This is a genomic window from Aquabacterium sp., assembly GCF_041909175.1.
GTDB lineage: Bacteria > Pseudomonadota > Gammaproteobacteria > Burkholderiales > Burkholderiaceae_C > Aquabacterium.
This window is the reverse complement of record NZ_JAYRDZ010000011.1, coordinates 68,235-78,854: the sequence shown is the minus strand read 5'-3', so window position 1 is coordinate 78,854 and position 10,620 is coordinate 68,235. Positions and strand designations below refer to the sequence as shown.

At 60.8% G+C, this 10,620-nt stretch carries 11 protein-coding genes; 2 read left to right on the top strand and 9 right to left on the bottom strand.

The window, feature by feature from the left end:
- The 8 genes from ACE3PH_RS14655 to urtA all read right to left on the bottom strand — a co-directional run.
- A partial coding sequence (locus tag ACE3PH_RS14655) for an Ig-like domain-containing protein (RefSeq protein ID WP_374320380.1) occupies positions 1–1,289 on the bottom strand: 1,289 nt, incomplete at its 3' end.
- A gap of 217 nt (positions 1,290–1,506) precedes the next feature.
- The gene (locus ACE3PH_RS14650) at positions 1,507–1,938 is read right to left on the bottom strand and encodes a DUF1841 family protein (protein ID WP_374320378.1); all 432 of its coding nucleotides are present in this window, start codon (positions 1,936–1,938) and stop codon (positions 1,507–1,509) included.
- Between the two features lie 3 nt (positions 1,939–1,941).
- Positions 1,942–2,295 carry an FKBP-type peptidyl-prolyl cis-trans isomerase gene (locus tag ACE3PH_RS14645; protein WP_374320376.1) on the bottom strand — a complete coding sequence of 118 codons (354 nt, stop codon included), beginning with the start codon at positions 2,293–2,295 and terminating at the stop codon, positions 1,942–1,944.
- A gap of 116 nt (positions 2,296–2,411) precedes the next feature.
- A complete protein-coding gene (gene urtE, locus ACE3PH_RS14640) occupies positions 2,412–3,116 on the bottom strand; it encodes an urea ABC transporter ATP-binding subunit UrtE (protein ID WP_374320374.1) in 705 nt (234 codons plus the stop codon).
- A gap of 15 nt (positions 3,117–3,131) precedes the next feature.
- On the bottom strand, positions 3,132–4,028 hold the full coding sequence (urtD, locus tag ACE3PH_RS14635; protein ID WP_374320372.1) for an urea ABC transporter ATP-binding protein UrtD: 897 nt from the start codon (positions 4,026–4,028) through the stop codon (positions 3,132–3,134).
- Positions 4,025–5,149: an urea ABC transporter permease subunit UrtC gene (gene urtC, locus ACE3PH_RS14630; RefSeq protein ID WP_374320371.1), complete on the bottom strand. Its 1,125-nt coding sequence runs from the start codon at positions 5,147–5,149 to the stop codon at positions 4,025–4,027. Before urtC ends, urtD begins: the two co-directional genes overlap by 4 nt.
- Before the next feature lie 23 nt (positions 5,150–5,172).
- Complete coding sequence (gene urtB / locus ACE3PH_RS14625; RefSeq protein ID WP_374320386.1) at positions 5,173–6,732, bottom strand: urea ABC transporter permease subunit UrtB; 1,560 nt, start codon at positions 6,730–6,732, stop codon at positions 5,173–5,175.
- A gap of 193 nt (positions 6,733–6,925) precedes the next feature.
- Positions 6,926–8,203 carry an urea ABC transporter substrate-binding protein gene (gene urtA, locus ACE3PH_RS14620; RefSeq protein WP_374320369.1) on the bottom strand — a complete coding sequence of 426 codons (1,278 nt, stop codon included), beginning with the start codon at positions 8,201–8,203 and terminating at the stop codon, positions 6,926–6,928.
- A 187-nt stretch (positions 8,204–8,390) separates the two neighbouring features.
- On the opposite strand from urtA, the gene ACE3PH_RS14615 reads away from it, so the two are divergent.
- Both ACE3PH_RS14615 and ACE3PH_RS14610 read left to right on the top strand, forming a co-directional pair.
- Positions 8,391–9,131 carry a fused MFS/spermidine synthase gene (locus tag ACE3PH_RS14615; RefSeq protein WP_374320367.1) on the top strand — a complete coding sequence of 247 codons (741 nt, stop codon included), beginning with the start codon at positions 8,391–8,393 and terminating at the stop codon, positions 9,129–9,131.
- Positions 9,128–9,646 carry an NUDIX domain-containing protein gene (locus ACE3PH_RS14610; protein WP_374320365.1) on the top strand — a complete coding sequence of 173 codons (519 nt, stop codon included), beginning with the start codon at positions 9,128–9,130 and terminating at the stop codon, positions 9,644–9,646. The genes ACE3PH_RS14615 and ACE3PH_RS14610 overlap by 4 nt, the downstream gene beginning before the upstream one ends.
- Positions 9,647–9,653: 7 nt before the next feature.
- Here ACE3PH_RS14610 and ACE3PH_RS14605 read toward each other — a convergent pair whose 3' ends face one another.
- Entirely contained in the window at positions 9,654–10,613 is a 960-nt protein-coding gene (locus tag ACE3PH_RS14605) for a response regulator (RefSeq protein ID WP_374320363.1), read from the bottom strand.
- Positions 10,614–10,620: the final 7 nt, after the last annotated feature.

Sequence of the window (10,620 nt, the reverse complement as noted above, 5' to 3'; positions counted from 1 at the left end):
TCCGCCGGCGCGTCGTATTGCAGACCCGCCAGATCGGCGCTCGTGAGCGTCATGCCGTTGCTCACCGCTGTGCCATCGGCCAGCGTCACCGTCCCCACGCTCGGCAGGCCCGTCACCGTGATCGTCAGGCTCGTGCTGTCCACATCCGTCGGTGCGCTCAGGCCCAGACCCGTGTTTTGGCTTTCTTCGGCCACCGTGATCGTGCTGCTCGACACAATCGGGGGGTAGCCTGCCACCACATTGATCGTGGTCGATCCAGGCACAGTGACGGTCCCATCAAACACCGAATATGTGAATGTCGATGATCCAGTAGCCGCAACCGGGGCATCGTACTGGAGACCAGCCAACTCAGTCGCGCTCAATACCTGACCTACGGTGACGGCCGATCCATCAGCCAAAGTCACAGTGCCCCCACTCGGTAGTCCAGTAACTGTGATGATCAAGGCATCATTGTCTTCGTCAGTCGGAGCGCTCAAACCAAGGCTAACGTTTTCGCTTTCTGTCTTGACGGTAATCGCAGTTGATGAAACAACCGGCGCATCATTGACGTCGACGGTGGTAGGTACGGTCACCGACTCGGTGTCCGATGCCAGACCGTCAGTGACGGTCACGTTCACTGCCGGCAGATCACCGCCCGCGTTAACCAGGTCCGCACCTGCTTGCGTCAGTGTCACCACGCCGGTGGTGGCATCGATGCTGTAGTAACCGTTGGGATCGCTGCCCGCCGTCAGGCTGAAGGTCAGCGTGTCGCCGTCTTCGTCTGTCGCAGACGCTGTCGTGATCACGGTGCCCACGGCTGCCGTGCCTTCGGTCAGTGCCGTCGGCGTCGTCAGGCTCAGAACAGGGGCCGAATTCGGCGTAACCGCCTGAGTGCTGTACAGGCGAATCGAATCGGTAGCGCTAGCGCCACTTCGCTCCGTACTGAAATCAAAAGTGAGTTGACCACCGGAGACGGCCTCGGAGACGCGCTCGACACGCAACCCTTCTTCCAGACTGCCGGCAGAGCCGCCATTCAGGCCCGCCGCGGTTTCGACGTCAATCTCGTTGTTGTTCAAAGCCGTGATGACCCGATCGACCTCGCCAGCGGGTTCTACGTTTGGCTTCAGCTGAACAACACCACCTTCGTCGGGCGAAATCTGAACAATGCCGTCCTGCGTCGTGAGGATTTCCGCTCCCTGGTCAACGTGGTCACCCACCTTGACTGGCACCACTTTCCCATTCGGCAGAAGAAGGAACGCTTGGCCCCAGACAGCGGTAACAACACCGGCAGACTTGGTCAGGATCGGCATAGAGCTAGCCCAATACTACAGTTAGTAACAAGGCTCAGTTTACCGGTCATTGGGGGCGCTTAAGTCAGCCAGCGGCATATTTATTGGCGCAATAAATCACACCTTACCCGTATTGCAGACCACTTAAGGGCAGCTGCATCGAGCCGCAAGCAGACGCAAGTCGGCCTCCCCCAAAACGAGAGATCGGTCATTCATCGACAAACTTGAGGGGAATGACTTAACGCGTTGCCCGGGACAGCACACGATCAATGTAGGCCTGCCCATCTGGCGGACGCCCTGATCGCTGAGATTCCCAAATCATCTCGCCGAGACACTCCATCACCTCGTGATGGGCCTCGTGCAACGAGGACCGGCGTTGCGCCAGTCTTTCCACTGCCGCGCGAATGCCGCGAGGCTGGTCAATGCTCACCTGCTCGGTGATGGACAGGTGCATCGACAGATGGAGAAAGGGGTTTGTGCGCCCCTCCTCCACCGTGTAAACCGCTGCCAGTGCAGCGTCCACGTCCGACAGGTCGGCGTGGTATTCCGGATGTTCAACCATCCAGCCAGCCGCCTGAGTCTCAAGCGGCGTCAACGGCATCCCGTCCTGGTGCTTGGACCAGGTTTCACAAAAAAACCGTCGGACGTCTTCCTGGCTGGGGGCGAACATGGATCAAACTTCCAGCAGATCGACTTCGAACAGCAGCGTGGCGTTGGGAGGGATGACACCACCGGCACCGCGGGCGCCATAGCCCAGTTGTGGCGGGATCACCAGAATGCGGCTGCCGCCCACCTTCATGCCCTGCACGCCCTCGTCCCAGCCACGGATCACATGGCCAGCGCCCAAGGGGAAAGAGAAAGGATCATTGCGGTCCTTGCTGGAATCGAACTTGGCACCGCGCTCGCCGTTTTCATACAGCCAGCCGGTGTAGTGCACCTTCACATACTTGCCAGCCTTGGCTTCTGCGCCCGTCCCCAGGGAGACGTCTTCATATTGCAGGCCGGAAACGGTGGTGATCACAGGCATGACGGGTCCTTTCGTCGAAAAAGGGCTCGCCACGCATCAGCCGCGAGCCGGAAATGAAAAAGAGGCCCGAGTCTACCGCGTAGACCCCGGCCTCTCAGGCGCAGGCTTATTCGCCCTCAAATGGACATCAGTTGACGCACGCCGTCGTCTTCCATGTCGGCACCACGGCCTCGCTTGATGATCTCGCCTCGCTCCATGACGAGGTACTGGTCTGCCAGTTCGGCAGCGAAGTCATAGAACTGCTCGACCAGCACCACCGCCATCTTCTGCCCATTGAGACCCTCATCGGCCAGCTTGCGGATGGCCCGCCCAATGTCCTTGATGATGCTCGGCTGGATACCCTCGGTCGGCTCGTCGAGAATCAGCAACTTGGGCCCGGCAGCCAAAGCCCGCGCGATGGCCAACTGCTGCTGCTGCCCTCCAGACAGGTCCCCGCCCCGGCGATGCAACATCTGCTTCAGCACAGGAAACAGCTCAAACAGCTGTTCTGGCAAGGGTGTGCCGCCTGGTTTGCTCGCCAGCCCCATCTGCAAGTTTTCTGCAACGGTGAGTCGGCCGAAGATTTCGCGGCCCTGCGGCACATAGCCCACACCCAGCCGCACCCGCTCATAGGGCTTGAGCTTGTCGATATCCTGGCCATCCAGCTGAATGCCCCCTGACCGGATCGGCACCAGCCCCATCAGGCTCTTGAGCAGTGTGGTCTTGCCCACACCATTTCGCCCCAGCACCACCGTCACCTCGCCCACCTGGGCCTCGAAACCCAGGCCCCGCAAGATGTGCGAACCGCCATAGTACTGGTTGACCGCTTCTACCTTCAACATCGTGTGTGTCCTCGCTCAACGGCCCAGATAGACTTCAACAACCTTGTCGTTAGCCTGCACTTCAGCCAGCGTACCCTCCGCCAGCACAGACCCTTCGTGCAACACCGTCACCTTCTTGGTGTCTGCAGTGGCACCATTGGTCGTGAGCTCATGGATGAACTTCATGTCATGCTCCACCACCACCAGCGAGTGCGCCCCTTCGAGTGACAGAAACAGCTCGGCCGTGCGCTCGGTTTCCTCGTCAGTCATGCCGGCTACCGGCTCATCGAGCAGCAACAGCTTCGGGTCCTGCATCAGCAGCATGCCAATCTCCAGCCATTGCTTTTGTCCGTGGGACAGCAGCCCGGCGGTCCGTTGAGCCTGGCTCTTGAGGTGAATCAGTTCCAGCATCGCGCCGATGCGGTCCAACTGCTCGCCGGACAGCTTGAAGAACACCGAGGCACGCGCCCGACGGTCGGCCTTCAGGGCCAGCTCGAGGTTCTCGAACACGCTCAACTGCTCGAACACCGTCGGCTTCTGGAACTTGCGCCCGATGCCGATCTGGGCGATCTCATTCTCGCGGCGCGCCAGCAGATCAATGGTGGAGCCAAAAAAGGCGGATCCGGAGTCCGGACGGGTCTTGCCCGTGATGACATCCATCATCGTGGTCTTGCCTGCCCCGTTCGGCCCGATGATGCAGCGCATTTCACCCACCGAAATATCAAGACTGAGCTTGTTGAGGGCCTTGAACCCGTCGAAACTCACCGAAATGTCGTCGAGATACAGGATGGAGCCGTGACGAACATCCAGTTCGTCGCCCTCGACCACCCGTCCATAGGCCGCTTCCCGACCACCCGATTCACCCGCGTTGGTGGGCAAAGCATAGGCTCGAGCCAAGGCCTTGCTGCCCTCTTCCATCAATTCCGGAGTCATGCCTTCACCTCAGCCTTCTTGTTGAACAGCTTGCGCACACCACCCACGATGCCATCGGGCAGGAACAGGGTGACCAACACAAAGAGCAAGCCCAGGAAATACAGCCAGAACTCGGGGAACGCCATCGTGAACCAGCTCTTGGCACCGTTCACAAAAAACGCCCCAATGATCGGCCCCAGCAAGGTGGCACGCCCACCGACCGCCGCCCAGATCGCGATCTCGATGCTGGCCGAAGGGGCCATTTCGCTGGGGTTGATGATGCCGACCTGTGGCACATACAGTGCGCCGGCAATGGCGCACATCACGGCCGACAGGGTCCAGATGGCCAGTTTGTAAGCCAGGGGGTTGTAGCCACAGAACATGACGCGGTTTTCAGCATCGCGAATGGCCTGGAGCACGCGTCCGAACTTGGTGTTAACCAGCCAGCGTGCCATCAGGAAGAAGCCGATGAGCGTCAAGCCGGTGACCACGAACATCACCATGCGGGTCGATTGCTGGGCGATGGGAATATCCAGAATGCGCTTGAAATCGGTGAAGCCGTTGTTGCCGCCGAAACCGGTTTCATTGCGGAAGAACAGCAGCATCGCCGCGTAGGTCATCGCCTGGGTGATGATCGAGAAATACACGCCTTTGATGCGCGAACGGAAGGCGAAGAAGCCGAACACGAACGCCAGCAGCCCCGGCACCAGCAATACCAGAATCATCTGCCCGACGAAGGACTGAGACCAGGCCCAGTGCCAGGGCACCTGCTTCCAGTCCAGAAAGACCATGAAGTCAGGGATGTCGGCACCATAGCTGCCGTCATGGCCAATCTGGCGCATCAGGTACATGCCCATGGCATAGCCACCCAACGCAAAGAACACACCATGCCCCAAGGAGAGGATGCCGGTGTAGCCCCAGATCAGGTCCATGGCCAGCGCACAGATCGCGTAGCACATGATCTTGCCGACCAGCGCGACAGCGAAGTCCGACATGTGCAGCGGACTGGTGTCTGGCACCAGCATGTTCAGCACGGGCGCCACGGCCGTCACCAGCACCACGGCAATCAGGACAGTGGACCAGCCCTTGGCCCCGAGGGCACTGCGTGGCACGGTCACTGCCGCAGAAGAGGAAGAATTCATCACAGCACTCATTTCGTCGTTCCTCAGGCTTCAGCGCTACGGCCCTTCAGGGCAAACAGACCCTGCGGACGCTTCTGGATGAAGATCACCACGATGACCAGCACCATGATCTTGGCCAGCACGGCACCAGCCCAGCCTTCGAGCAGCTTGTTCACCAGCCCCAAGCCCAGTGCGGCATAGACCGTCCCGGCAATCTGCCCGACGCCACCCAGCACCACCACCATGAACGAGTCCACGATGTAGCTTTGACCCAGATCCGGGCCCACATTACCCACCTGGGACAAGGCACATCCGGCCAGACCGGCGATCCCGGCACCCAGTGCGAACGCCATGGTGTCGACCCGTGCGGTGTTCACACCCATGCAGGAGGCCATCGGGCGGTTCTGGGTGACGCTGCGCACAAACAGGCCCAGACGCGTGCGGGCAATGAGCAAGGTCATACCCAGCAGCACCGCAGCCGCAAAGGCAATGATCACCAGACGGTTATAGGGCAGCGTCAGGTTGCTGAGCACGTCATAGCCGCCAGACATCCAGCTCGGGTTCTCCACCTGCACGTTCTGCGCACCAAAGGTGGAGCGCACAGCCTGCATCAGGACCAGGCTGATGCCCCAGGAGGCCAGCAGGGTTTCCAGCGGACGGCCGTAGAGGAAGCGGAAGACAGCTCGCTCCAGGATGGCGCCCACCAGGGCCGACGCCAGAAAGGCCATGGGCACGGCCAGCACGATGTACCAGTCAAACGCACCTGGCAAATAGTGGCGAAACAGGTTCTGCACCACATAGGTGGCATAGGCCCCCACCATCATCAATTCACCGTGGGCCATGTTGATCACGCCCATCAGGCCATAGGTGATCGCCAGGCCCAGCGCAGCCAGCAACAGAATCGAACCCAGGCTGACACCGGTGAACAGCACACCGGCATATTCGCCCCAGGCCAGCTTGCGGTTCACGGTGTCCAGTGCCGCAACCAGCGCCCCCTTGACGGCAGGATCTGCCTCGGCACCGTCCTGAAGACGCTCCATCAGCAAAGCGCGCGTCTCCGGGTTGGCATCCAGGCTCAGCGCCTTGGCCGCTTCAATCCGGTGAGTGGCGTCGGAGGAGCTCAACAAGGCGCGGTTGCGAACCACCTTGAGCTTTGCCTTCAACTGCGGATCCTGTTCGGCAGCCAAAGCCTTGTCGATCACCGCAAGCTTGGACTCATCGGCCGCCTGGGCCAGCGCATCAATGGCCTCAGCCCGGGCGTCACGGTCTGGCGAGGACAGCTTGCCAGCCGCCAGGGTGGCATCGATCTCACTGCTCATCCGGTTGTTGTTGACCACGTCCTCGGCGTCATCAGGCAACTTGGCAGCCTGCCCGGTCACCGCATCCACCGCCGAGCCGTCGTCTTGCACAATCAGCACCCGTTTGCCTGCCAGCTTCACACTGTCAGCAGCCAAGGCCTCGAGAAAATGGGGCAAAGCCGGATCGCCCTTGGCGGCCAGCTTCTGTAATGCGGCAATGCGGTCATCGTTGTCGCCTGCCGAGATGGCATAGGCCTCATCAGCCGTCAGCGCATGGGCAGGAAACGAACTGATGGCGGACGCCATCACGGCGGCAAGCCCCAGATTCGATAGCCAGGATAGTGGTTTCACAGGCAGGTGCTTTCTACTGAAAGAGTGGTGCAGCGGGAAAAAAGGCGCCCCTCTGGGTATTACCCCAGCGGGGCGCACCGCTCTGCTTCAGGTCATGCCCACCAGATCGAGGGTGGGCGCTCGCTGATCAGGAATCAGGTGAGCTGAATCACTTGGATTCCGGCTCGTCCTTCTTCTTGTCGTTGCCGGGGATGTAGGGGCTCCAGGGCTGAGCCTTGATCGGGCCAGGCGTCTTCCACACCACCTTGAATTGACCATCAGCCTTCACTTCGCCGATGAACACGGGCTTGTGCAGGTGGTGGTTCTTGGCGTCCATCTCAGCCACGAAACCGCTCGGAGCCGTGTACTTCTGGCCGGCCATCGCAGCAATCACCTTGTCGGTGTCGGTCGACTTGGCCTTTTCCACAGCCTGGGCCCACATGTGGATGCCGATGTAGGTGGCTTCCATCGGGTCATTGGTCAGCGGCTTGTCCTTGTGGCCAGGAATGTTCTTGGCCTTGGCATAAGCGCTCCACTTCTTGATGAACTCGGCGTTGGTCGGGTTCTTGATGGACATGAAGTAGTTCCAGGCAGCCAGGTGACCGACCAGCGGCTTGGTGTCCACACCACGCAGCTCTTCTTCACCCACCGAGAAGGCCACCACCGGCACGTCCTTGGCCTTCAGGCCTTGGTTGCCCAGTTCCTTGTAGAAAGGCACGTTCGAGTCGCCGTTGATGGTCGAGACCACAGCGGTCTTCTTGCCTTCAGAAGCGAACTTCTTGATCTTGGCGATGATGGTCTGGTAGTCGGAGTGACCGAAGGGGGTGTATTCCTCCATGATGTCCGAATCAGCCACGCCCTTGGACTTCAGGAAGGCGCGCAGGATCTTGTTGGTCGTGCGGGGGTACACATAGTCGGTACCCAGCAGGACGAAGCGCTTGGCCGAACCGCCGTCCTTGCTCATCAGGTATTCCACAGCGGGAATGGCTTGCTGGTTGGGCGCAGCGCCGGTGTAGAACACGTTCTTCTCGAGTTCTTCACCTTCGTATTGCACGGGGTAGAACAGCAGACCGTTGTTTTCCTTGAAAACAGGCAGCACGGACTTGCGGGACACGGAGGTCCAGCAACCGAACACGGCGGCCACCTTGTCCTGGGTCAGCAGTTGCTTGGCCTTTTCGGCAAACAGCGGCCAGTTCGAAGCGGGGTCAACCACCACGGGCTCGAGCTTCTTGCCCAGCACGCCGCCCTTGGCGTTGATCTCGTCGATGGTCATCAAGGCCACGTCCTTCAGGGAGGTTTCCGAGATGGCCATGGTGCCGGACAGCGAGTGCAGGATGCCGACCTTGATGGTGTCAGCAGCCAGAGCCATGTTGCTGAATGCCAGACCGGCAACGCCCAGTGCCACGGCGGACAGGGACTGGACGGCAGTGCGACGAGAGATCTTCATGTGATGACGCTCCTTTGAAGCGATGGGGTGAGGTGCAAGAAAGGTTGCTCGTTCACCGTCTTGATCAGCCTTGTCGGCTGGTCTTGATCGGATGGATTCAGTGTGCCGACGGGCCACTTTTCGAGAAATACGCCACATGGCGTATCGCGGCGTATGGACGACAGGCCACCCGTGCGAGACTCGCGGCATGAGCGAACGACCGCACCTCCACCGCAACCGCCAGACCTTGTCCCTGAGCCTCGATTCGAGCCTGATCCAGAGCTGCATGAGCCTGTCCGACCCGGTTGAACTGGTGCTTGACTACACCCGCACCATGATGGGGTGCCTGCTGCTGAACCCGGCCCCGCGGACGGTCCTGATGATTGGCCTCGGTGGCGGTTCGATGCTGAAGTACCTCTACCGGCATTTGCCGGATGCAGACCTCACCGTGGTGGAGATCAACCAGGGCGTCATCGACATGCGGCACGACTTCCACATCCCGAACGACGATGCGCGCCTGCGCATCCTCTGTGCCGATGGCGCAGCCTTCGTGGCAAAGCCCCCCCATGCGTTTGACCTGATTCTGGTCGACGGCTTCACCGGTGCAGGCATGCCCGAGGCCCTGTGCTCGCGCAGCTTCTATCAGCGCTGTCGAGACGCCTTGAGTGACCAGGGCGTGCTGGTTGCCAATGTGCAGGCAGAAACCACCCAGTCCCGCGCAATTGGCCAGCGACTGTCCAAGGTGTTCGAGGGAGCCGTCATCCACGTCGAGTCTGACGAGGGTGGCAATGACATCATGACCGCAGTAGCAAACCGCCTATTGATAGATGACGCCGCCAGCCAGTTTGCCCAGCGCTGGAAGGATCTTGCCCCAGCACACCAGCAGACTCTGGCGGTCACCTCCACCCGGCTGGAAAGAGCCCTGCTGAAAGGTCGACGCGCACCATGACTTACCGATACTGCCCCCAATGCCGACAGGCCCTGGTCGAGCGCCACGAGGGCGAAGCCTGGCGCCAGGCCTGCCCGGACGAGCAATGCGGCTATGTGCACTGGGACAACCCGGTGCCGGTCGTCGCGGCCGTGGTCGAACACGAAGGCGACCTCATCCTGGCACGCAACAAGGCCTGGAGCACCCCGTTTTACGCCCTCATCACCGGTTTTCTTGAAAAGACCGACCCCAGCCCGGAAGAGGCAGTGGCCAGAGAAGTCAAGGAAGAACTGGGGCTGGAAGCCCTCTCTGTGCATTTCATCGGGCACTATCGGTTCGAGCGCCAGAACCAGCTGATCCTGGCCTATCACGTGCCCGCCACCGGGATCATCACCCTGGGGGACGAACTGGCCGACTACAAGCGCATTGACCCGGCTCGCGCCAAATACTGGCCCGTGGCCACCGGGCTGGCCTTGCGAGACTGGCTGGTCTCCAAGGGCCACCAGCCCGAATCCTTCGAGGTGCCTCGACCTTGACGTCTGTTCAGCGCGCCTTGAGCTGACTCACCCGGCTCATGGCCAGGCCCGCCGCAGCCGTTCGGGTTTCAACACCCAGCTTGGCGAAAATGTGTTCCAACTGCTTTTTCACGGTAGCCGGGCTGCTGCCGAGGATGTCTCCGATGTCCCGGTTGGTCTTGCCCTTGACGACCCAATAAAGCACTTCGCCCTCACGCGCCGTGAGCTTGAACTCGGTGCACAAGGCATCCATGGCGGCCTGATCGGAGCTTTCCTGCATGACCAGCAACCACTCGTCTTCACCCGTCGGTTGGTGCAAGGCAAAGCTCAGGCGCCGTCCACCCTGGTTCACCACCCAGGCGGGCGCCGATACCGGTGCCACGCCACTGGCCTGATCCTGCACAAGGCGGGGAACCGCGACCAGAAGCCACTCAGCCAGCTCGGCCGGCGCGACGGATTCGGGCGTGTCGAAATACGCCTGCAAGAGCTTGCGGGCCAGCGGGGTCTGCCACAGCACCCGGCCGTCGCTGACACGCACGGTCAACGAGGCATGGCCAAACGCGTCCAGCGCATTGCGAGCCTGGCGCGCCTGGCGGGCACTCTGCATGTGCGCCACGATGCGCGCCATCACTTCCTTGGGACGAATCGGCTTGACCACATAGTCGACACTGCCCGCCTGAAAAGCCGCCACCACATGCTCGGTCTCACTCAGACCTGTCATGAAAATGATGGGGATATGGCTCGTTTCGGGCATGGCCTTGAGTCTGCGCGCCACCTCGAAACCATCCATGCCGGGCATGATCGCATCCAGCAAGATGATGTCCGGAACCGACTGGCTTGCACGCTGCAAGGCGGCTTCGCCATGCGTGGCCACCAGCACGGTGTAGCCAGCCTCGTCCAGCGCATCGTGCAGCAATGACAGGTTGTCAGGCACATCGTCAACGATGAGCACGACATCGGTTTTGCTGCGATCGAGTCTCTCGAACATGGGGGTA

Coding starts and splice junctions, on each gene's coding strand:
- ACE3PH_RS14645 (WP_374320376.1), bottom strand. CDS start 2,295: ATGCCTGTGATCACCACCGTTTCCGGCCTGCAATATGAAGACGTCTCC.
- urtB (WP_374320386.1), bottom strand. CDS start 6,732: ATGGCGTCCGCCATCAGTTCGTTTCCTGCCCATGCGCTGACGGCTGAT.
- ACE3PH_RS14615 (WP_374320367.1), top strand. CDS start 8,391: ATGAGCGAACGACCGCACCTCCACCGCAACCGCCAGACCTTGTCCCTG.
- urtD (WP_374320372.1), bottom strand. CDS start 4,028: ATGACTCCGGAATTGATGGAAGAGGGCAGCAAGGCCTTGGCTCGAGCC.
- urtC (WP_374320371.1), bottom strand. CDS start 5,149: ATGAATTCTTCCTCTTCTGCGGCAGTGACCGTGCCACGCAGTGCCCTC.
- urtA (WP_374320369.1), bottom strand. CDS start 8,203: ATGAAGATCTCTCGTCGCACTGCCGTCCAGTCCCTGTCCGCCGTGGCA.
- ACE3PH_RS14605 (WP_374320363.1), bottom strand. CDS start 10,613: ATGTTCGAGAGACTCGATCGCAGCAAAACCGATGTCGTGCTCATCGTT.
- ACE3PH_RS14610 (WP_374320365.1), top strand. CDS start 9,128: ATGACTTACCGATACTGCCCCCAATGCCGACAGGCCCTGGTCGAGCGC.
- ACE3PH_RS14650 (WP_374320378.1), bottom strand. CDS start 1,938: ATGTTCGCCCCCAGCCAGGAAGACGTCCGACGGTTTTTTTGTGAAACC.
- urtE (WP_374320374.1), bottom strand. CDS start 3,116: ATGTTGAAGGTAGAAGCGGTCAACCAGTACTATGGCGGTTCGCACATC.